This is a genomic window from Stenotrophomonas sp. SI-NJAU-1 (assembly GCF_020883215.1).
GTDB lineage: Bacteria > Pseudomonadota > Gammaproteobacteria > Xanthomonadales > Xanthomonadaceae > Stenotrophomonas > Stenotrophomonas indicatrix.
This window is the reverse complement of sequence record NZ_CP086598.1, coordinates 4,392,769-4,414,705: the sequence shown is the minus strand read 5'-3', so window position 1 is coordinate 4,414,705 and position 21,937 is coordinate 4,392,769. Positions and strand designations below refer to the sequence as shown.

General features: G+C 68.5%; 13 protein-coding genes. 7 read left to right on the top strand and 6 right to left on the bottom strand.

Features of this window, described 5'->3' with window-relative positions:
• Nucleotides 1-79 precede the first annotated feature (79 nt).
• The 3 genes from recC to recD are packed head-to-tail and all read left to right on the top strand — an operon-like array spanning nt 80 to nt 8,969.
• Nucleotides 80-3,421: an exodeoxyribonuclease V subunit gamma gene (gene recC, locus LMF57_RS20005; protein WP_229290471.1), complete on the top strand. Its 3,342-nt coding sequence runs from the start codon at nt 80-82 to the stop codon at nt 3,419-3,421.
• On the top strand, nt 3,418-7,092 hold the full coding sequence (gene recB, locus LMF57_RS20000; protein ID WP_229290470.1) for an exodeoxyribonuclease V subunit beta: 3,675 nt from the start codon (nt 3,418-3,420) through the stop codon (nt 7,090-7,092). Before recC ends, recB begins: the two co-directional genes overlap by 4 nt.
• On the top strand, nt 7,089-8,969 hold the full coding sequence (gene recD / locus LMF57_RS19995) for an exodeoxyribonuclease V subunit alpha (RefSeq protein ID WP_229290469.1): 1,881 nt from the start codon (nt 7,089-7,091) through the stop codon (nt 8,967-8,969). The genes recB and recD overlap by 4 nt, the downstream gene beginning before the upstream one ends.
• Before the next feature lie 394 nt (nt 8,970-9,363).
• Here recD and LMF57_RS19990 read toward each other — a convergent pair whose 3' ends face one another.
• The 6 genes from LMF57_RS19990 to LMF57_RS19965 form a co-directional block, all read right to left on the bottom strand.
• On the bottom strand, nt 9,364-9,762 hold the full coding sequence (locus LMF57_RS19990; protein WP_032978532.1) for a hypothetical protein: 399 nt from the start codon (nt 9,760-9,762) through the stop codon (nt 9,364-9,366).
• A 94-nt stretch (nt 9,763-9,856) separates the two neighbouring features.
• Nucleotides 9,857-11,896 (bottom strand): FUSC family protein, encoded by a 2,040-nt coding sequence (locus LMF57_RS19985; protein WP_229290468.1) that lies wholly within the window; start codon nt 11,894-11,896, stop codon nt 9,857-9,859.
• A 3-nt stretch (nt 11,897-11,899) separates the two neighbouring features.
• Nucleotides 11,900-13,360, bottom strand: coding sequence for an efflux transporter outer membrane subunit (locus LMF57_RS19980; protein WP_229290467.1), 1,461 nt, complete (start codon nt 13,358-13,360; stop codon nt 11,900-11,902).
• Nucleotides 13,357-14,274, bottom strand: coding sequence for an HlyD family secretion protein (locus LMF57_RS19975; RefSeq protein WP_229290466.1), 918 nt, complete (start codon nt 14,272-14,274; stop codon nt 13,357-13,359). The genes LMF57_RS19980 and LMF57_RS19975 overlap by 4 nt, the downstream gene beginning before the upstream one ends.
• Nucleotides 14,271-14,480: a DUF1656 domain-containing protein gene (locus LMF57_RS19970; RefSeq protein ID WP_025875651.1), complete on the bottom strand. Its 210-nt coding sequence runs from the start codon at nt 14,478-14,480 to the stop codon at nt 14,271-14,273. The genes LMF57_RS19975 and LMF57_RS19970 overlap by 4 nt, the downstream gene beginning before the upstream one ends.
• 107 nt (nt 14,481-14,587) lie before the next feature.
• A complete protein-coding gene (locus LMF57_RS19965; protein WP_025875653.1) occupies nt 14,588-15,043 on the bottom strand; it encodes a MarR family transcriptional regulator in 456 nt (151 codons plus the stop codon).
• A 600-nt stretch (nt 15,044-15,643) separates the two neighbouring features.
• Between LMF57_RS19965 and folE the strand changes: the two genes are divergently transcribed.
• The 4 genes from folE (at nt 15,644) to LMF57_RS19945 (ending at nt 21,919) form a co-directional block, all read left to right on the top strand.
• Nucleotides 15,644-16,255 carry a GTP cyclohydrolase I FolE gene (folE, locus tag LMF57_RS19960; protein WP_025875657.1) on the top strand — a complete coding sequence of 204 codons (612 nt, stop codon included), beginning with the start codon at nt 15,644-15,646 and terminating at the stop codon, nt 16,253-16,255.
• A gap of 109 nt (nt 16,256-16,364) precedes the next feature.
• A complete protein-coding gene (locus LMF57_RS19955) occupies nt 16,365-17,834 on the top strand; it encodes a DUF3375 domain-containing protein (RefSeq protein ID WP_025875659.1) in 1,470 nt (489 codons plus the stop codon).
• Complete coding sequence (locus tag LMF57_RS19950) at nt 17,821-18,522, top strand: DUF4194 domain-containing protein (RefSeq protein WP_117311786.1); 702 nt, start codon at nt 17,821-17,823, stop codon at nt 18,520-18,522. Before LMF57_RS19955 ends, LMF57_RS19950 begins: the two co-directional genes overlap by 14 nt.
• A gap of 16 nt (nt 18,523-18,538) precedes the next feature.
• Nucleotides 18,539-21,919, top strand: a complete 3,381-nt coding sequence (locus LMF57_RS19945; RefSeq protein ID WP_229290465.1) for an ATP-binding protein — start codon at nt 18,539-18,541, stop codon at nt 21,917-21,919.
• The last annotated feature ends 18 nt before the right edge of the window (nt 21,920-21,937 follow it).

Here is a 21,937-nt window from a genome sequence, read left to right as displayed (position 1 = left end):
CGAAAACGACCGGAACAATCCGTCGCAATCACCGAATCCCGGGATTGAATACGGGCGGGTGTGCTGCACACTGTGCACGATGAGTGACCCGGGTAGCGATTTTCGCCTCTACCATTCCAATTCGCTGGACGTGCTGGCTGCCCTGCTGGCGCGCAACGTGCGTGTGCCGGTGCCGGGACAACCGCTGCTGGCGCCGGAGGTGGTGCTGATCCCGCAGGTGGCGATGCGGCGCTGGTTGCAGGCGACACTGGCCGCCGAGTATGGCGTAGCCGCCAACCTGGAATTCCTGACCCCCGGTGAGTTCGTCGCCCGTGCGTTGAACGCCAATGTGGAGGGCGAAGCCGACGACCTGGACGCGGCCGCCCTGCACTGGCGCCTGTACCAGGCCCTGCGCGATCCGCAGCTGCTGGCACAGCCACCGATGCGCGCGCTGCAGTCCTATCTTGCCGGGGGCGACGTGCTCAAACCCTGGGCCCTGGCCGGCGAACTGGCCTCGGTGTTCGAGAAGTACCAGGCCTGGCGCCGCGACTGGTTGCTGCGCTGGGAAGCCGGCGCCGACGCCGCCGATCCGCAGGCCATCCTGTGGCGCAGCATCGCCGCCGGGCAGGGTTACCGCGCGCGCCGCATCCAGGCCTACCTGGACCGCTTCGAGGGTGCCGGCCAGCCGCTGCCGCAGGGACTGCCACCGCGGATGTCGGCATTCGCCACCCTCAACATCTCGCCCGACGTACTGCGGGTGATGGCCACCCAGTCGCGGGTGGGCGAACTGCATTTCTATCTGCCCACGCCGGTGCAGTCCTACTGGGGCGACCTGCAGACCCTGGCAGAGCGCCTGCGCAGCGGTGCTCCGGACCCGTTCGGCGAGGCTGCCGGCGAGAACCGCCTGCTGGAAGCGTGGGGGGCAGCCGGCCGTGATTTCATGGCGGTGCTGGGCAGCTACGAAGTGGTGCATCCGGCCGGTGAGATCGCGGCCTATTCCGACCCGGAGGAAGATACGCGGCCGACGATGGCCCAGGGCGGGCTGTCCGACAGCCTGTTGCACCGCCTGCAGCGCGACCTGTTCCACCGTCGTGCATTGCCTTCCGGTGAACTGCGCGACAGCCTGCGCGGCGACGACCCGAGCCTGCAGGTGCACGCCTGCCACACCCGCCTGCGCGAGCTGCAGGTGCTGCACGACCAGCTGCGCAGCCTGCTGCAGGACCCGCGCTTCGACCCGCCGCTGCAGGCGCGCGAAATTGCCGTGCTGGCGCCGGACATTGATCCGTATGTGCCCTATCTGGAAGCGGTGTTCGGCGGACGGGGGGGCGAGGACGAACACATTCCCTACGCGTTGGCCGACAGCAGTCCGTTGGCCGGCGAGCCGCTGGCCGATGTGTTCGTGCACCTGCTTGGCCTGCCGATTTCGCGCTTTGGCCTGAACGAGGTGCTGGACCTGCTGGCCAGTGCCCCACTGGCCGAGGCCGCCGGCCTGGAAGCGGTGGACTTCGACCGACTGCATGGCTGGCTGCAGCAGGCGGGCGCCCGTTGGGGCCTGGATGCCCAGCATCGCCACCAGCTGCAGGCTCCCAGCGATGACGCCTACACCTGGCAGTTCGCGCTGGATCGCCTGCTGCTGGGCCACGCCACCGGCAGCGAGGTGGATCTGGCCGGGGTGGCCCCGTGGATCGAACTGGAAGGCGGGGCGCTGGATGCGCTGGACCGGCTGTTGCGCCTGCTGCGCGTGCTGGCCATCTACCAGCGCCGGCTCGGCGAACTGTTGACCCCGGCACAGTGGCGGCAGCGCCTGCTGTCGCTGCTCGATGCCCTGCTGCCGACACCACCCAGCTCGCCCAACAGCCAGCGCGCGCTGGAGCGCCTGCGCAAGCTGCTCAACCAGTTCGCCGAGGATGCGCACAAGGCCGGGTTCGTCGATGGGGTGCCACCGGAGGTGGTGCGTGCGCACTTCGCCGGTGCGCTTGCCGAGGCCGATACGCGCGCGCCGTTGCTGACCGGTGGCATCAGCTTCGGGCGCATGGTGCCGATGCGCCTGCTGCCGTTCCGGGTGATCTGCGTGCTCGGCCTCAACGATGGTGATTTCCCGCGTCGCGACCCGGCCGCCGGCCTCAACCAGCTCACCGCCGAACTGGATACGCCGCGCCGCCGTCCCGGCGACCGCTCCACCCGCGAAGACGATCGTTTCCTGTTCCTGCAGCTGTTTGCTGCTGCGCAGGACGTGTTCTACCTCAGCTACCTCGGCGCGGACCCGCGCGATGGCAGCGTGCGCGAACCCTCGGTGCTGGTCAGCGAACTGATCGATGCCGCAGCGGCGTATCACCTCGATCCGTCGACCGCCACGCGGGACTTCACCGTGCGCCACGCGCTGCAGCCGTTCTCGCCAGCCGCCTTCGGTGACGGCGATCCACGCCGCTTCAGCTACCGCCGGCAGTGGCACCCGGCCGCGGGGCGACTGGGTGGGCAGCGCGGCGGCCTGCTGCCGTGGTTCGACGCCGCACTGCCGCCGCCGGTGGACGACGCGGTGGAAGAAGAGGTCTCGCTGGAGAGCCTGCGTCGTTTCCTGTGTGATCCGGCCGGGCAGTTCCTCGCACAGTCGCTGGGCCTGCGCCTGGCCGACGACGTCGAGGACGTCGACGACCTGGAGCCGCTGGTGCTGTCCTCGCGCGGGCCGGAGAAGCGCGGTGTGCAGCTGGCCGTGGTGCAGGCCACCCTGGCCGGTGACAGCGAGCCGCTGTACCCGCGGCTGCGCGCACGCGGGCTCATGCCGTCGGGCATCCTCGGCGAGCGCCAGTTTGAAGTGGAGCGGCTCAAGACCCGACCGTATGCCACGGCGATGCTGGGCTGGTTGCAGGGCACGCCGCTGGAGAGCCGCCGCTATGAAGTGGAGATCGACGGCGTGCGCCTGCATGGCCGGGTCGGTGATCGCCATCCCGAAGGCCTGGTGCGCCTGCGCGCCGGCGCCCTGAACGGCAACGCGGTGATCCGCCAGGGGCTGGACTGGCTGCTGGCCAACGCCGCCGGCGATGCCTTGCCGCTGGTGCAGTTCCATGACGGCGGTGATGCCGGCCCCGGTCCGCATGCATTGCCTGCCTTGACCGTGCCCGCAGCACGCGCGGCATTGCGCGCGCTGCTGCAGCTGCGCCAGCGTGGGCTGCGCGAACCACTGCGCTTTGCGCCCTATACCGGCTGGGTGCTGTTCAACGCGCCAGTGGAAAAGCAGCGCAGCGAAGGCTGGAAGCAATGGCATGGCAGCGACCGCAGCTGGGGTGAAGCCAACAGTGATGCCTGGCAGCTGCTGCTGCGTGGCGCCGACGCGTTCGCCGACGACGCCAGTTACGCCGACCTGCTGCGCAACAGCCAGGTGGTCTTCAGCGCCGTGCGCGAAGGGCGCAGCTTCGGCAATGATCCACAGGCGGGCCTCGCATGAGCAGCGGTGCCGAGGGCGCTCCCATCAACACGCATTGCCCCGACCCTTACCTGGCGTTGCCGCTGCATGGCACGCGACTGATCGAAGCCAGTGCCGGCACCGGCAAGACCTTCACCCTGGCCACGCTGTTCACCCGTCTGGTGGTCGAGCAGGGCCTGCGTATCGGCCAGATCCTGGCGGTGACCTTCACTGACGCCGCCACCCAGGAACTGCGCAAGCGCATCCGCGAGCGCCTGGCCCTGGCTGCGCGCCTGGTCGATCTGTCGCCGGGCGACGATGAAACACCCGATGCGCTGCTGACCCGGCAGGTGCTGCAACGTCATCTGCAGGACGGCACGGAAACCGCAAAAGCGTTGAAGCGGCGCCTGCAGGTAGCCGCCGATGAGATCGACCTGGCTGCGATCTTCACCATCCACGGCTTCTGCACCCGCGTGCTGCGCGAACATGCGCTCGAGAGCGGGCATACCTTCGACCCACCCGAGCTGCTGGCCAGCGATCGCGAGCTGCTGGAAGAACTGGCGGCCGATCTGTGGCGGGTGCATGCCAACGACCCGGCAACGCTGGAACCGCTGACCTGGTTGTGGTCCCACCCGGATGCGCTGGCGGCTGACCTGCGCGCGCTGCTGGCATCGCCACCGCTGCACCCGCCACTGCAGCCGCTGGCCGTGGACGATCCACGCCCGGCGCTGCAGCGCACGGCGGCGGAACTGTCGATGGCCGTGCGCGAGCATGGTGAGCGCTTCTTCCTGGACCTGTGCGAAGCGGTCGACAACAAGTGGATCAACGGCGTTTCCTACAAGCTGGGCTGGCTGCACCCGCTGGGCCGGCAGCTGTTGGGCTGGGCCGAGCGCGGCGACGCAGCCGAACTGCTGTCCAGCGACCGCTTGCCGGCGCTGCTGCCCGATGCGCTGGTGGCCAAGACCAACAAGAAGTTCGCCGAGCGCACGCCGTCCTCGCCGCTGCAGGCACCGCTGCAGCGCTACGTGGCACTGCTGGCCCAGCGCGAACAATGGCTGCGTGCCACGGCACTGAACTTCCTGCACGCCCTGCGCGAGGAAGCCACCCAGCGCCTGTCGGCGCTGAAGCGCGTGCGTCGCGTGCAGACCTACGACGATCTGATCGACGGCGTCGCCCGCGCGCTGGAAGGGCCGCAGCGGCTGGCCCTGGTCAAGCCGCTGCGGGCGCAGTACCGCATTGCCCTGGTCGATGAATTCCAGGATACCGATGACCGCCAGTGGGGCATCTTCCATACCGTGTTCGGTGCCTCGCCGGAGGTGGACGAACTTGGGCTGCAGCCGGCGCTGTTCCTGATCGGTGACCCCAAACAGGCCATCTATGGCTTCCGCGGCGGCGACATCCACACCTACCTGAAAGCCAAGCAGGTGGCCGAGCAGGCACCGGCGCTGGACCAGAACTTCCGTTCGCGCCCGGCCGTGCTGCGCGCGTTGCAGGCGCTGTACGACAACGCTGGCGAAGATGCCTTCCTCGAACCCGACATCCAGTTCGAGCCGGTGCGGCCCGGTGGCGTGCGTGTCGATGAGGACTACCTGCGCGATGGCCGGGCCGCACCGGCGCTGACCCTGCGCCTGCTGCGCAGCGACGGTGAAAAGGCCCTTGGCGCCGATGCGTCGCGCGACGCGGCCACCCAGGCCTGCGTGGCTGCGATCCACCAGATCCTGCTGGAGGCGCGTGCCGGCACTGCGCTGCTGCGTGGACGCCCGGTGCAACCCGGCGATATCGCCGTGCTGGTGCGCTCGCATCGCGAAGCCACGCTGGTCCAGCGTGCGCTGGCCGCCGTCGGCATTCCCGCGGTGGCGGCCGGCAAGCAGAGCCTGTTTGCCACCAGCGAGGCTCGTGACCTGCGTGCGTTGCTGCTGGCATTGCTGCAACCGGCCGACGAGGGACGCCTGCGCACTGCATTGGCAACGGTGCTGCTGGGGCAGCGCGCGAGCGCGATTGCCAGCATGGAGCGTGAGGGAGACCTGCAGCGCGGGTTCCAGACCCAGCTGCTGCACTGGCGCGAGCGCTGGCAGCGTGGCGGCCCGTTCGCGGTGGTAGCCGATGTCTGCGCCGCGCAGGGCGAGCGCCTGTTGGCACTGATCGATGGCGAGCGGCGCCTGACCAATTACCTGCAGCTGGGCGAACTGCTGCAGGAAGCCTCCGCGCAGGCACTGGGCATGCACGGCCTGCTGGACTGGCTGCAGGGGCAGATGGCCAACGCCGACCAGGATGACGAGCAGCAGCTGCTGCGGCTGGAGTCCGACGCCCGACGGGTGCAGATCATCACCCTGCACAAGAGCAAAGGCCTGGAATACCCGCTGGTGTTCCTGCCGTTCGTGGGCATCGATGGCGGCGCGCCGAACACCGCCACCCACTGCACCGTGCACCTGCAGGGTGAGCGCCAGCTGCACTGGAAGCTGGACAGGGACGACGCCTGGGACGCGGCCAGCAGCCAGCGCGAGCGCGAACAGCGTGCAGAAGACGCGCGCCTGCTGTACGTGGGCCTGACCCGCGCCGAGCATGCCTTGTGGATCGCCACCGGCGATCTGGCAGGCCATGCGAAGACCCGCCTGGCGCCGTTGCTGGGCGACCTGCAGGCGCTGCGTGCGCACGCGGACGTGGACCTGGATGACCGTGCGCCGCCGGGTCGCCTGCCGCAGCTGCTGGCCGAAACCGAAGGTGAGCTGCCGGCGGTGCGTGCCTTGACCCGCCGTGTGCCACATGACTGGTGGGTCTACAGCTTCACCCAGCTGGCGCATGCCGACGCCGGCAACAGCGACGATATCGAAGCGGCGGCCACCGAACTGCCGGCACCGGCTGCCGACGAACCCGCCGGTGCCGAGCTGCCGCTGGAACCGGCGTTGCCGGACGCTGCCGCAGAAGACACAGCGCCGCCGGATCCGCGCTTCATGGGCAGCCGCTTCGGCAATGTGCTGCACGATGCACTGGAGAACGTCGACTTCGCACTGTGGTCGCACTGGCAGCCGCAGCAACCGGCACCGGAGGGACAGGCCGACGTGCTGCGCCGCTCGCTGCACGACGAAGGCTATGCCGACGAGGATCTGGACGATGGCGTGGCGGTGCTGGTGCCGCTGGTCGGCCACACCCTCACCGTACCGCTGCCCGAAGGCGGTGCGCTGTGCAGCGTGCCCGAGCATGAGCGCCGGGCCGAGATCGAGTTCCACTTCGCCATCGAGCCGACCGCGGTACCGATGCTGCTGCAGCTGCTGCACGAGCATGGCATCTCCAGCGCACGGCGCGGTTTCGGCCTGCGCAGAAGGCTGGAAGGGCTGATGACCGGCAAGATCGATCTGACCTACGTGCGTGATGGCCGCTGGTATGTGCTGGACTACAAATCCAACCGGTTGCCGGGCTACAGCCCGGACTTGCTGGAGATCGCCATGCGCCACAGCGAGTACGACCTACAGGCGCTGATCTATACCGTGGCCCTGCATCGCTGGCTGCGCTTCCGCCTGGGCGCGGCATACGACTACGCGCGCGACATGGGCGGTATCCGCTATCTGTTCTGCCGGGGCCTGGATATTGCCGGCAATGGCGTGCACGTGCAGCGCTTCGCGCCTGAGCTGGTGGATGCGCTGGATGCCTTGTTTGCGGGCGGCCAAGCAGCCCAGGCCGATATGGCAGCGCGCGCGCGCGGAGAAACCGCATGAACCTGCTGCGCGATCTGCATCGCAGTGGCCAGCTGCGCACCCTGGACCACGCCCTGGCCATCAGCCTCAAGCGCCTGCGCGAAGACACGCCGGACGACGTGGCACTGGCCGCCGCACTGGCCTCGCTGGCCGTGGCGCAGGGGCACGCTGGCTTCGATCCGCGCCAGCCCCAGCGCGTGATCGATGGCATTCCGGCATGGCCCGAACCTGCGCAGTGGCTGGCGCAGCTGCAGGCCTCGCCCTGGGTGGCGACCCCGCAGGATGCCAGTGCCGCCGCCGCGGAAGCGCCGCTGGTGCTGGAGAACGGTCTGCTGTACCTGCGCCGCTACCGCGAATACGAGCGGCAGTTGGCCGTCGGCCTGCAACGCATCGGCCGCCATCCGCTGCCTGCACCGGACATGGCCGCCGTGGCGCCCCTGTTCGCGCGTCTGTTCCCGCACGCCGCAACGGGTGAGGACCACCAGGCCCGTGCGGCTGGCGTAACTCTGCGCCACCCGCTGGCCCTGGTCACCGGTGGTCCCGGTACCGGCAAGACCACCACCATTGCCCGCCTGCTGCTGCTGTTGGCGGCACAGGCGCGGCACCAGGGCCTGCCCGTGCCGAAGGTAGCGTTGGCCGCACCCACCGGCCGCGCCGCCGAGCGCATGGCCGAAAGCCTGCGCCTGGCCGTACAGCGGCTGCAGGAGCAGGGGCTGGATCCGGCGCTGTGCACCGCGCTGCCCAGTACAGGCACGACCCTGCATCGCCTGCTCGGGGTGATTCCCGATTCACCGCGCTTCCGCCATCACGCCGACAACCCGTTGCCGGTGGACGTGGTGGTGGTCGACGAAGCCTCGATGATCGACCTGCCGCTGATGGCCAAGCTGGTCGACGCGATCGCCAGCGGTACCCGCCTGATCCTGCTCGGCGATCCCGACCAGTTGCCGTCAGTGGAAGCCGGTGATGTGCTCAGCGCCATCCTGCGCGCCAGCGGCGATGGCATCGGCACCCGCGCCGACGATGCGCAGGCGCTGCATGGACTGCTGGCAGCGGCGACGCTGCAGCCGCAGGCACCGCCGCGCGCGTTCGCAGGCCGCCGCGTGCAGTTGCAGCGTGGCTACCGGCAGAGTGATGCGCTGGACCTGGCGCCGCTGGCGCAGGCCGTGCGTGGCGGTGACAGTGGTACCGCCCTGCGCCTGCTGCGCAGTGGCGGGCTGGCTGGTGTCCGTTTCCATGAAGGCGAGGCGGACCCGTTGCGTGGCCAGCGCGAGCATCTGCTCGACCACTGGCGCGCACTGGCCGACGCAGTGGACCCGGCGCAGGCACTGCAGCAGGCCGGCCGCCTGCGCGTGTTGACCGCACTGCGCGAAGGCCCGCAGGGCGCGCGTGGCCTCAACAGCCGTATTGAACAGCTGCTGGCTGGCAACACCCCGGGCTACTTCCAGGGCCGGCTGCTGCTGATCACCGAAAACAGCTACCGCCACCGCCTGTTCAACGGCGATATCGGCATCTGCCTGCGCGATGGCAGCGGTGCGATGGTGGCCTGGTTCCCCGGCGAGACCGCCGACCAGCCGCGCGCGTTCCACCCGGCCGCGTTGCCTGCACACGAGAGCGCCTTCGCGATGACCGTGCACAAGGCGCAGGGTTCGGAGTTCGATGAAGTGTGGTTGCAGCTGCCGAGGCAGGACAGCCGCGTGTTGTCGCGCGAACTGGTCTACACCGGCCTGACCCGCGCCCGCCAGCGCCTGCAGGTGGCCGGCAGCGCCGAGGTGCTGGAGGCGGCATTGAAACGACATGCCAGCCGCCTCGGTGGCCTGGCCTGGCGGCTGGGTGCGGAAGAGGTGACCGAGGAACCGGTGCGCGGCGAAGAACCCACCGTGCAGGGCACGTTGTTCTAAACGCCAGCCTTACCATCACGTCGGTCACCTTCATCCACGCACGGCGTGGATCTACCGTGTCGACGAAGATTGACACCCACCAACAGCATCACAGAGCGCCGTTCCGACAGATCGCGGAAATCTGTCGAAGGCGGGGTGGGTCCGGTTGCGGGGGCGTGAGCGCCATGGATGGCGCGACCGAGCTTACAGGGGTGAGGGCGCTTTGCTTGCGAAGCACTGCTTCGCAAGCGCCCGAACGCACAGCCGCCAGCGGCTGGGCCGGGCCCCGGAGGGGGACTTGCAGCGTCCCCCGCAACCGGACCCACCCCGCCAACCCACGGAGAGCACGCATTTGATGTTGACGTTGCCGTTGCCGTTGATTCGGCAGGTGCAGGGCGCAGCCCTGCCGCCAAACCTATTCCGGCATCAACACCAAGCCATCCGGATACACGATCGCCGCTTCGTCCGCACTGACATCGAAGAACCCCACGCCGTGCTTCTCGGCCAGGTCCTGCACCCGACCATGCGCGCGCTCGGCCACCGAGTACGCGAACGCGCCATAGATCACATGGCGGCCGATGCTGTACTCGGTCACCTCGGCGCGATCATCATCGTCATTGCTCAGCGGGCCGTTCATCGGCGGAAACTCCTGCGCCATCTCCGCGAACCATGCCTGCAGCGCCGGGCTGCTGACCGCCGGGTCGTCGTACTCGTGGCTCTCGCCCCACTGCGCCTGCTTCTCGAACCAGGCGATGAACGCTGCCGCTTCACGCGGGGCGACGCTGGCTTCGAACACCATCATGTCGTAACTCATTGAACCATCCTGTTGCCGTGGCGTAAGGACACCGGGAGTGGTCCGGCGCTACCGGATGACGATGGTAGCGCCGGGCCATGCCCGGTGGATCGCATCAGACGGACGGCGCTGCGGCGTCCGTCAATCCCGGCGCCAACGCCTTTGCTTCCGGGAACAGCGCAAACCGCAGGCCGACAAGGCCCATCAGCGCCTCGTCGCGCGCCTTGCAGGCGGCCACGCTGCCGACCCGGCCCAATGAGGTGTCCAGCCGTTCGCGCAGCGCCTCGGCCGCCACAATCGGCTTGCGTACGGCGATCTGCCGGCGATAGTGCACGGCCACCTCCTCCAGGATGTGCTCGACCGCCTCGCGGCTGCGCTCCGGCAGCTCCAGGCGGGCGCGGCGCAGCTGCAGGATGTTCAGGCCGATGCGCGCCTCGTTGAGCATGTCCACCGAGGCGATGTCGCTGCCTTCCGGGGTCGCCGCCAGGCGCGGTGCCAGCAGGCCGAGCAGATCCAGCATGCGCGCGGCGAAGCGCTGGCGATCCTGTTGGCCACGGCCTTCGGCCGCTTCGGCCAGGGTGGTCCAGCCCTGCCGTACCAGCCGGCGCGCGGTCCATTCGGCACCCACCGAGCGGAACAGCCGGGTCATCACCACCGCAAAGCCAATGCCGATGAACATCGCGATCGACGAGTTGGCGAAGGTCTGCACGTTGGCATTGTAGGTGTTCTGCAGGCTGAGCAGCGCGGCCAGGTTGACCGTCAGCGGCAGCGCGAACAGCGCGCTCTTCGGGTGGTGCAGCAGCAGGCCCAACGGCAGGAACACCACCGCCAGCACCAGCGCAAGCAGTCCGAAATCGTGCACGGCGGGGAACACGCCGAACAGGTACACGCCGGCCACCAGCGAAGCCACCATCGCCCACACCAGGAACGAGACCATGCTCGGCGCCGGGTCGTCCTGTGCCGCGAAGAACGCGGCGGTCACCGCGGCCATCATCGCGCCGTTGCCACCGCCCTCCCAGCCCAGGCCGATCCACAGCACGCAGTAGCTCATCAGCGCCACGCCGGCGCTGAGCGCGGAGAACAGTGCCATGCCGTAGTCGACGTGCTTGTCGGTGGCGGCGCGTTCGGTGCGGATGCGGTAGTGCGCACGGTCCAGCGGCGCGGTGCCCTGGTCGATCGCGTGCTGCAGGGTGCGGCAGTCCTGCCACAGGTCCACCAGCTCCTCCAGGCGCAGCAGCAGGCTGGCCAGCTGCAGGTGCTGCAGATCGCGGTCCACCTGCGGCTTCAGCGCACTGATGCGTGCGCGCAGGCGCGCGTAGTCACTGGCACTGGACGGCGTGTCGATCCAGTCGTGGATGTCATCGACCAGCGTCGGCAAGCCCTCAGGCAGGGTCTGTCCATCGCTGCGCAGCGCACTGAGGCGGTCGGCGATCGATGACAGCACCGGCAGCAGCAACAGCATGCGTTCGCGCAGGCGCTCCATCGATACGGCCGCGCCGGCATGGCGTGGGTCATCGCGGCGCAGGAACTCGATCAGTGCCTCGAACTGCACCAGGTCGGCGGCCAGCCGGTTGCGTGGGGCATGCGCGCGGCCACGCTCGAGGATCTGCCGGCACCACTGCGCTGCGTCCTCCATCCAGTTGCCGATGCGAGCGCCCAGCATCGGCCGCACCGAGGCCGGGAACAGCAGTGAGGCGAACAGCACCGCTACCACCGTACCGAGGATGATCTCCTCGCTGCGCGCCACCACGGTGTCGAAGATGGTCTCCGGCGAGGTCACCGCCGGGAAACCTATGAATGCAGTGGTGTAGCCGGCCAGCAGGAACGCGTAGCCACGTGGGCCACGGTTGAGCAGGGCCAGGAACAGGCAGCCGGCCAGCCAGATCGACATCGCTGCGCTCAGCACCAGCGGCGTTTCCACCAGGGCGGGCAACATCAGCAGGGTGGCCAGGCCGGCGGCCAGGGTGCCGAGGATGCGGTACACGCCCTTGGCCCGGGTCGGGCCCAGCAGCGGCTGGCTGACGATGTACACCGTGCCCATCGCCCAGTACGGGCGCGACAGGTTGCCGGCCATGGCGATATACAGCGCGACGATCGCTGCCAGGTAGGTCTTGATCGAGAACAGCCAGGCCTGGCGGTCGGTCAGCCCGTTCATCGCTTACCTCGCCGCCGTCGGCGCAGACGCAGACGCGGCACTGTCCTGCCAGCCACCGCCCAGTACCAGGAACAGATGGATCTGGTCGCGCGAGACCTGGGCTTCGGCCGCGGCCAGGGTGGCATCGCTGCTGGCCAGGCTGCGGTCGGCATCCAGGCTGGACAGGTACGGCGTGCGGCCACCCTGGTACAGCCGGCGGTTCTGCTCTGCGGCCATCGCAGCCTGCTCCTGCGCCACGCGCAACGACTGCAGGCGGCGCAGATCCTGCGCATAGCGGTCCAGTGCGGTCTGTGTTTCGCGCAGTGCCTGCAGCACGGCATGGTCGAACTCGGCCAGCGCGGCATCGGCGCCAGCCTCGGCGGCGTGGATGCGTGCATGCGTGCCCGAGGACGGCAGCGTCCACGAGATCAGCGGGCCGAACGACCACTGCTGGGTCATTGGCTGGCCGAAGTCTTCCAGCAGGCCGGCGGCGCCGGCCGAGGCGCCCAGGCGGATGTCCGGGTACAGCTCGGCAGTGGCGACACCAATCCGTGCGGTGGCCGAGGCCAGCTTGCGTTCGGCCTGGCGGATGTCGGGACGGCGCTGCAGCAGCGCGCGGCCATCACCGACCGGCAGCGGCTGGGCAAGGGTGGGTGCGTGCGCGCAGTCGATCACCCCGGCCGGCAGCTGGCCCGGGGTCTGCCCAAGCAGTGCCGCCAGCGAATAGGCGGCGGCCGAACGCTGCGCCTGCAGCGGGGGCAAGGCGGCTTCCAGCAGCGCGACCTGGGCATTGGCGCGCGCCAGTTCCGGCGGCGTGCTGCGGCCTGCGCTGATCAACCGCTGGGTGACCGAACGGCTGCGCTGCTGCAGCTGCAGGGAATGCTCGGCTACGTGCAGTTCGTGGTTGGCGTGGCAGATCTCCAGGTAGCTGTCGGCCACCTCGGCCACCACGCTCACCTGGGCCAGGTCACGTGCAGCGGCCACCGACTGTTCGTCGGCGCGGGCTGCTTCGGCACCGCGCTTGAGCTTGCCGAACAGGTCGAACTGGTAGCTCACCGCGAACTTTCCGTCGGCCAGGTTGATCACCGGCAGCTCGTGCTCCTGCAGGAACGACTCGGCCGACAACTGTGCGCGGCTGACGCCGGCTTCGGCCTCGTACTCGAAGCCACCGGCGTCCATCGCCTGCTCGTACACCGCAGCAGCGCGGCGCAGATGCGCGTCGGCAGCCTTCAGTTCGACGTTGTCGCGCAGCGCCTGGGTGATCAGCCCATCCAGCACCGGGTCGTTGTACAGCGACCACCAGCGTGCCGGCAGTGCCTGGTTGGCAGCCACTTCGGGGTTGTGGGTATCGATGAACGCGGCATTCGCCTGCGGCCGCTTGAACGCCGAGCCCTCGGGCAATGCGTAATCCGGGCCGACGGTTCTGCACGCGGCCAGGCTGGCCAGCGCGACGATCAGGCCAAGGCGGGGCAGGGCGGCGTTCACAGGCCCGCCTGTGTCGGCGCAGCGCCGGCCTTCTTGTTCTGCACGTGGCGGCCGGTATCCACGGTCACCGTGGCGGTGCGCCCGGCGATCAGCTCCACGCCGGCAGGCACCTCGTCGATGGCGATGCGCACCGGGATGCGCTGCGCCAGCCGCACCCAGTCGAAGGCCGGGGTCACGTTCGGCAGCAGCGTGCTGCCATTGCTGCGGTAGCGATCCTCGATGCCGGCAGCGATGCTCTCGACATGGCCGTGCAGAGGGGTGTCTTCGCCCATCAGGCGGATGTCCACGCGCTGCCCCGGGGCCACGCCGCGCAGGCGGGTTTCCTCGAAGTAGCCATCGATGCGGAACGAACCGGTATCCAGCAGCGCCAGCACCGGCTTGCCGGCCACCACGTAGTCGCCCACGCGCATGGTGCGGTCGTTGACCCGGCCATTGGCCGGTGCACGTACTTCGGTGCGGGCCAGGTTGAGTTCGGCCAGGTCGACCGCGGCCTGTGCGGTGGCCAATGCGGCCTGTGCGGCCTGCAGCTTGGCCCGGCGCACTTCGGCGTCCTCGGCGGCCACCAGATCCTGCAGGCTGCGGTCGCGTCCGATCTCACGGCGCAGCTGCGCGACCGATGCCTGGCGTTCGGCCAGGCTGGCGCGGCTCTGCTCCAGTGCGATGCGGTAGCGCGCGCGATCGATCACGAACAGCAGGTCGCCCTTTTTCACTGCCTGGTTGTCGGCTACCTGCACCGTCTCGACCAGGCCGGACACATCCGGCGCGACCTGCACCACGTCGGCGCCGACGTGGGCGTCGCGCGTCCACGGCTCATCCATGTAGTAGACCCACAGCTGGCGCAGCACCAGCAGGGCGACGATCACGGCTGCGCAGGTAAACAGCACCGGCAGGGTCTTCTTCACGATCTTGTTCACGATTGCATCCAACGCAGGAGGTGGAACAGCAGGCCCAGCACGATCCCGTACAAGGCCAGGTTGAACAGCGCCGGGTGCCATACGTGGCGATAGGCACCGGCACGCTGCAGCAGCGCGTGCAGGCCGCTGTTGACCAGGTAGGCCAACACCATCAACCCGAGCAGGGTCGGGACGAACACTCCGTGGAGACTGAATTCACCGGGCATCGGTAGGGGCGGGGACGGTAGGGGAAGGGGAGGTGGAACAGGACAACGGCAACGGGCAAAAGCCGCTGGCGCGTGCACGGCAGCGGCGGTATTCACCGACAACGGACTTACGTGATGCGGTCGGCAGCCTCGGCCAGCAGGCGCCATGCCTTCAGCACGGCATGCAGTTCATCCATGGAAAGCTCGCCGAACACGTCCTGGCGCAGGCCGATCAACTGGTCTTCCAGTTCGCGCACCAACGCCTGGCCTTCCTCGGTCAGCCACAGCAGATTGGCGCGGCGGTCGCTGGCATCACATTCGCGGCGGACCAGCCCACTGGCGCAGAGCTTGTCCAGCAGGCGCACCAGGGAAGGGCCTTCCATGCCCAGCTGCTGCGCCAGCGCGACCTGGCGGATGCCACCGCCGGAGCGGCCGATCATCAGCAGGGGCATGGTGCAGGCGGTGGAGATGCCGTAGCTGCCCAACCGGCTGTCGGCCAGGCGCTGCCACTGCCGCCCTGCGTACAGCAGGCCGGAGCTGAGCTGCATCTGCAGCACGGTGCGCTCGTCGAGGGGTCGGTCCATAAGTAATAAATAGGATACTACTAATTTCATTCCTATCAATAGGTTTTGCTGAATGGGTGGGTTGTATTGAGGAAAGCGTTGCGCCTGCTGGCTATCGGTTGGGGTGGCGGAGGGCCGGGCGGGGTAGGACACGCTGCAAGTACGTCCCTGTAAGCTCGATCGGCGCATCCGTGCGCCTCACGGTCCTACCCCGCCCGGCCCTCCGCCACCCACCCCACATCCCGCGGGCGCGGAGGGGTGGCTCTTTCAAAGGCAAGGGCAGAAGCAGTGCGGACCAACGGTCCGCACCCACCACAGCAGCAGCCAGGACACCCTCCGAAGCCATGAACCCCAGCTTTTGACCCCGCTTTCGGGCGGACCGGCCGCGCCCGCAGGAAACCGTCAGGGAGCGGGAAGGGCGGCAGGGCAGGACCGTGAGGCGCATGGATGCGCCGACCGAGCCCCCATGGATGGGTTTACGGCGTGTCCTGCCCTGCCGCCCTTCCCGCTCCAGATCGATAGCAATCCGGCGCCGGGCGGCCTCCCGATGAACCGTCCCCAGAGGACGACCCACCCCCCGGTCGGGTACGATGCTCGCCCCCCGTTCGGGCGCTGTATGCAATGAGCAAGAACAACGAAAAGGCCGCCCCGCAAGGCGAAGTGACCCAGGTCCAGGCCGAGGATGCCGTGCGCACCCTGCTGCGTTGGGCCGGTGAGGACCCGACCCGCGAAGGCCTGCTGGATACCCCGCGCCGCGTGGCCGAAGCCTATGGCGACTGGTTCAGCGGCTACCGCGACGACCCGCGCGCCTACATGGAACGCACCTTCGAGGAAGTGGCCGGCTACGACGAACTGATCGTCCTGCGCGACATCGAATACGAAAGCCACTGCGAGCACCACATGGCGCCGATCATCGGCCGCGTGCACGTCGGCTACCTGCCGGCCGGCAAGGTGGTGGGCATCAGCAAGCTGGCACGCGTGGTCGAAGCCTACGCCCGCCGCTTCCAGGTGCAGGAAAAGATGACCGCGCAGATCGCCCAGTGCATCCAGGACGTGCTGCAGCCGGTCGGTGTCGGCGTCGTTGTCGAAGGCGCCCATGAGTGCATGACCACCCGCGGCATCCACAAGCGCGGCGTCAGCATGGTCACCTCGAAGATGCTGGGCAGCTTCCGCGAGGATGCCCGCACCCGCGCCGAGTTCCTGCGCTTCATCGAAGTGGGCGGCAAGCGCTGAGCGCCGTCGCCTCCCGGTGGCGGCCGCCCGCGGCCGCCGCTTTCGCCGTGCCTGCGCCGCGCCTTCGCGCGCGCGCCGGCCGCCGCGCCCTTCCGACCGATCTCGCTGCATGAAGCACCGCGAACGCATCACCCGTTACCGCCACCTGCGCGAACAGCCGCAATGGAAGCTGCTCGCCGCCGACCACGCACCGGAAATCATCGGCCTGCTGCAGGGCCTGCTGATGGACGGCGATCGCACGTTGCCGGCATCGGTCCTCAACGAGCGCCTGCAGCGTGCGCTGGACCAGCTCAACGGCGACGAGTTGTCGCGCGAGCTGCCGCGGACCGCGCAGGCCTACGTCGCCCATTGGCTCGCGCAGGGCTGGCTGGAACGCCGGCTGCCTGAAGGCGCCGACCAGGAGCAGTACGAGCTCTCGACCCAGGCGCTGCAGGCGATCCGCTTCGCCGACAGCATGGAGCAGGCCCGCGTGGCCGCCACCGAGAGCCGTCTGGCACTGGTGATCGAACAGCTGTCGCAGCTGGCCGCGCAGACCGAGGCCGACCCGGACGCGCGCCTGTCCGCCTTGCGCGACGAGCGCGACCGCATCGATGCCGAGATCGCCCGTGTCAGCGCTGGCCGTGTGACGGCCCTGGACGGCAAGCGCGCGCTGGAACGCACGCGCCAGATCATTGGCCTGGCCGACGAGCTGACCGAAGATTTCCGCCGCGTGCGCGACGACTTCGAGCAGCTCAACCGTGATTTCCGCGAACGCATCATCGATGACGAAGGCGAGCGCGGCGACGTGCTGTCCAAGCTGTTCGAAGGCGTGGACGTGATCGGCGAGAGCGACGCAGGCCGTAGTTTCCAGGCGTTCTGGCGCCTGCTCAACGACGCCGAACAGAGCGCCCAGCTCGATGCCGCGCTGGAGACCCTGCTGGCCCGTGGCTTCGCCCGGCGGCTGGATCGCAACGAGCGCAACTTCCTGCGCGGCTTCACCAGCACCATGCTCGAGCGTGGTGGCCAGGTGCATGACGTGCTGCAGAACTTCGCGCGCAGCCTGCGTGGTTTCGTGCAGAGCCGTGGCTACCTGGAACAGCGCCGCCTCAACCAGCTGTTGAAGCAGGCGCAGTCCGAAGCTCTGGCACTGCGCGATGACTTCCCGGCGCAGCGCGCCATTGGCCGCGACCTGCAGCTGACCACCAGCCGCCTGCGCTCGTGGTCGCAGTGGAAGCTGCACGACCCGCGCAGCGCGCAGGTCGATGGCAACGTCGAATACAACGATGCGGCCAGCATCAGCCTGGAAAGCGTGGGCGATCTGGTGGCGTCGTCGGAAATCGATTTCCGCACCCTGCGCCGCGACCTGCACGACCTGCTCGACAGGCAGCCGAAACTCAGCATTGCCCAGGCCCTGTCGCAGCGCGAAGCACCGCAGGGGTTGGGCAGTGTCATCGGCTACCTCTCGCTGGGCACGCGCTTTGGCAGCGTGATCGCCGGCGAACAGGAGCTTGCCGAATGGCGAGGTGGCGACGGGCAGATCCGTCGTGCCCGCATCCCGCTGGTTTGGTTTACCCAGGAGAGACGCCATGAGCTGGCATGAAGACCCCATCGACGCACCGCATGCCGACCTGGCCGAAGACGCTTACCCGGCCGAACCGGTGGCGACCGTGGCCCAGCCCCGGCGCGGCAACGACGTCTACTACATGGGCGATACCGGCCGCCTGCCGCTGGATGCGCGCCGCGCGCTGTGCCAGCTGCTGATCGGCCCCAGCATCGACCAGCTGCGTCACGCCAAGCTGTGGCCGGCACTGATCCGCAGCGAAGCCGGTATCCGTTCGGCGCTGTCGGACCTGTTCCTGGAACTGGTGCTCGACCGTGACAGCGGCGTGGCGTTCACCCGCCAGGCCGACACCGAAGATGTCGATGCACCGGTACTGCTGCGCACCTCGCCGCTGACCTTCATCGATTCGGTGCTGCTGCTGTACCTGCGCCAGCAGCTGGGCGAAGCCGATGCGCGTGGCAACCGCGCCGTGGTCGCCGATGCTGAAATGGCCGAAGCACTGGCCATCTACGAAAAGAACCTGTCCACCGACCGCGCCGGCTTCAATCGCCGTGTCGCCTCGGCGGTGCAGAAGATGAAGGACAACCACATCCTGACCCGCCTCGGCGGCCAGGAAGACCGCCACGAAGTCTCGCCGGCGTTGAAGCTGCTGTTCTCCGCCGAAGACGTATCCCAGCTGTCGGCGGTTTACCGCCAGCTGCGCGAAACCCCGGCCGCTGAAGCCTGAGAGACCCGAGCACCGCATGGCCATTTCCAAGCACACTCCCGCCCTGTTCAACGAAGGCCTGCCGGACCCGCGTCTGCAGCAGTTCCGCATGCGTCGCCTGCAGGTGCACAACTGGGGCACCTTCAACGGCCTGACCGAAGTGCCGATCGCCGAGCGCGGCTTCCTGTTCGTCGGCCGCTCCGGTTCGGGCAAGTCGACCCTGCTCGACGCCATGTCCGCACTGCTGACGCCACCGGCCATCGTCGACTTCAACGCCGCAGCGCGTGAAGCCGAACGCAGCGGCCGCGACCGCAACCTGGTGTCCTACGTGCGCGGCGCGTGGGCCGACCAGCAGGACAGTGGCACCGGTGAAATCGCCACCCAGTACCTGCGCAAGGGCGCGACCTGGACCGCGCTGGTGCTGGAGTACCGCGCCGGCGACGGCCGCGTGGTCAGCCTGGTGCGCCTGCTCTGGATCGCCGGCAGCAGCACCTCCGCCGGTGACGTGCGCAAGCACTACATGATCGCCGAGCGCCCGTTCGACATCGCCAAGGATCTGGGCGGCTTCGATCTGGACCTGCGCAAGCTCAAGCAGAAGCTGGCCGACGTCCATCACTTCGACACGTTCTCCGGCTATGCCGAACGCTTCCGCCACCTGCTCGGCATCGACAACGAGATGGCGCTGCGGCTGCTGCACAAGACGCAGTCGGCGAAGAACCTGGGTGACCTGAACGTCTTCCTGCGCGACTTCATGCTCGACACGCCGAAGACCTTCGACGCCGCCGAACGACTGGTCAGCGACTTCGCCGAACTCGATGGCGCGCACCAGGCCGTGGTCACCGCGCGGCGTCAGGTTGAAACCCTGCAGCCGGCGCGCGACCACTACCGTGACCTGCAGGCGATGAGCCGCCGTCGCGGCGACGACGAAGCGCTCAAGCTCGGCATCGACAGCTTCCGCGAGAGCCGCCGTCAGTTGCTGATCGAAGCGCGCCTGCGCGAGATGGATACGCGCGATCGTGGCCTGCTGGGCGAAGAAGCGCAGCGTCGCGCGGCGCTGGACAACCACACCGAGCGCCTGGCCGAGCTGGAACTGCAGCGCCGCCAGCAGGGTGGTGAGCGCATCGAGGAACTGGAACGCGAGCAGGGCCGCGCCGAAGCCGAACGTGATCGCCGCCTGGCCAAGCAGGCACAGGCACGTGACGCCGCACAGAAGCTGCAGGCCGCGTTGCCCGAGGATGCACATGGCTTCGCCGAGCTGCTTGAGCAGGCGCAGTCCGAACTTGAAGACCGTCAGCGCGCGTCGAGCGCCCTGGACGATGCCATCAGCGAACGGCTGGGCGGCAAGCGCGACGACGAGCGGCGCTTCTCCGAAGTGCGCGGCGAACTGGAGGCGATGCAGCGCACGCCCTCCAGCATTCCGGCACCGATGCAGAAGCTGCGCGCACGCCTGGCCGAAGAAACCGGCATCTCCGAAGCGGCCCTGCCGTTCGTCGGCGAGCTGATCCAGGTCCGCTCGGAAGAGCAGAGCTGGCAGGGCGCGATCGAGCGCGTGCTCGGTGGTTTCGCGCAATCGCTGCTGGTCGATGACAAGCACTACAACGACGTCGCCGAATGGGTGAACCGCACCCATCTGGGGATGCGCTTCACCTACTACCGTGTGCGTCGCAATGATGATGCGTTCGCCCGCGAACCGTCCGCCAGGTCGCTGCTGCACAAGCTGGAACTGCGCGATCACGTGTTCGAAAGCTGGCTGCGTCGCGAGCTGGGCAAGCGCTTCGACTACGAATGCGTGGACGCCAAGCAGCTGCGCAACGTCGACCGCGGCATCACCCGCGAAGGCCAGGTCAAGCATCCGGGCGATCGCTTCGAGAAGGACGACCGCAGTGCGGTCAATGATCGCCGCCGCTGGCTGCTGGGCTTCAGCAACCGCGACAAGCTCGCCGTTTTCGAGAAGGAAGCCCAGGAGCTGGCCGCCCGTATCGCCAGCTGCGATACAGACATCGCGCGCCTGCGCAGCCAGCGTGACCGCGACAACGAACGTCGCCTGGCATGCCACCAGCTGGTCGGCATCAGCTGGAACGAAATCGACGTCGCCGCGCCGCAGCAGCGCCTGGCCGACATCGAGGCCAGCCTGCACGCCCTGCGCGAAGGCAATGCCGACCTGGCCAGGATCGCCCAGCAGATCGACGCCACCCGCGCCGATATCGAGCAGGCCCGCCGCACTTACGAAGACACCCGCGTCGAGCGCGGCCAGCTGGTGCGCGAACGCGACCGCCTGGACCGTGCCCGCCAGCAGAGCCGGGCACTGGTCCTGCCAGCGCTGGCCGAAGACCAGGAAGCCGGCCTGGCCGAGCGCCTGCAGGAGCAGGGCCCGCTCAGCCTGGAAACGCTGGAAGCGCACATGCGCCAGGTCAGCAACGCGCTGAACGAACAGCTGTCGTCATCGCAGCAGGAGGTCAACCGTGTCGAGAACCTGCTGCTGGGCTGCTTCCGTCGCTTCATCCAGCAGTGGCCGGAAGAATCGGGCGACTTCACCGTGTCGGTGGCCTCGGCCGAGGATTTCCTGGCCCGACTCGAACGCCTTGAACGCGACGGCCTGCCGCAGCACGAAGAACGCTTCTTCGACCTGCTGCAGAACCAGAGCAAGAACAACCTGCTCGCGCTGCAGCGGCACAGCGCCGAGGCCCGCAAGTCGATCGGCCAGCGCCTGGACGAAGTCAACGCCAGCCTGGAGCAGGTGCCCTTCAACCGTGGCACCCTGCTGACCATCGAACTGAACGACCGGCGCCTGCCGGAAGTGCAGGAGTTCCACCAGCAGCTGCGCGAAGTGTTGTCGCAGCAGCAGACCGAGCAGCGCGACCTGGCTGAAACCCAGTTCACCGTCCTGCGCCAGCTGGTCAACCGCCTCGGCTCGCAGGAAGGCGAAGACAAGCGCTGGCGCGAAGTGGTGCTGGACGTGCGCCTGCACGTGGAGTTCATCGGCGTGGAGCTGGATGTGGAAACGCGCCAGCAGGTCGAGATCTACCGCAGCGGCGCCGGCAAATCCGGCGGCCAGCGGCAGAAGCTGGCCACCACCTGCCTGGCCGCGGCACTGCGCTACCAGCTTGGCGGCGCCGACAGCCAGCTGCCCAGCTACGCCGCAGTCGTGCTCGACGAGGCCTTCGACAAGGCCGACAACGAGTTCACCGCGCTGGCGATGAACATCTTCGACAACTTCGGTTTCCAGATGGTGGTGGCCACCCCGCTGAAATCGGTGATGACGCTGGAACCGTTCATCGGTGGCGCCTGCTTCGTCGAGATCAGTGGTCGCCACGATTCGGGCGTGCTGCTCATCGAGTACGACGAAGAAGGCAAGCGCCTGAAGCTGCCGGAGCGCAGCCGCCAGCAGGCCGACGAACCGGAAGAAGCCGAAGCCTGATCTCCCTGGAAACGCCGT

Excerpts from the sequence above, each read along its gene's own strand:
- LMF57_RS19990 (WP_032978532.1), bottom strand. The coding sequence starts at position 9,762 with ATGAGTTACGACATGATGGTGTTCGAAGCCAGCGTCGCCCCGCGTGAA.
- LMF57_RS19970 (WP_025875651.1), bottom strand. The coding sequence starts at position 14,480 with ATGCCCGGTGAATTCAGTCTCCACGGAGTGTTCGTCCCGACCCTGCTC.
- recB (WP_229290470.1), top strand. The coding sequence starts at position 3,418 with ATGAGCAGCGGTGCCGAGGGCGCTCCCATCAACACGCATTGCCCCGAC.
- recC (WP_229290471.1), top strand. The coding sequence starts at position 80 with ATGAGTGACCCGGGTAGCGATTTTCGCCTCTACCATTCCAATTCGCTG.
- recD (WP_229290469.1), top strand. The coding sequence starts at position 7,089 with ATGAACCTGCTGCGCGATCTGCATCGCAGTGGCCAGCTGCGCACCCTG.
- LMF57_RS19965 (WP_025875653.1), bottom strand. The coding sequence starts at position 15,043 with ATGGACCGACCCCTCGACGAGCGCACCGTGCTGCAGATGCAGCTCAGC.
- LMF57_RS19955 (WP_025875659.1), top strand. The coding sequence starts at position 16,365 with ATGAAGCACCGCGAACGCATCACCCGTTACCGCCACCTGCGCGAACAG.
- LMF57_RS19985 (WP_229290468.1), bottom strand. The coding sequence starts at position 11,896 with ATGAACGGGCTGACCGACCGCCAGGCCTGGCTGTTCTCGATCAAGACC.
- LMF57_RS19945 (WP_229290465.1), top strand. The coding sequence starts at position 18,539 with ATGGCCATTTCCAAGCACACTCCCGCCCTGTTCAACGAAGGCCTGCCG.
- folE (WP_025875657.1), top strand. The coding sequence starts at position 15,644 with ATGAGCAAGAACAACGAAAAGGCCGCCCCGCAAGGCGAAGTGACCCAG.
- LMF57_RS19950 (WP_117311786.1), top strand. The coding sequence starts at position 17,821 with ATGAGCTGGCATGAAGACCCCATCGACGCACCGCATGCCGACCTGGCC.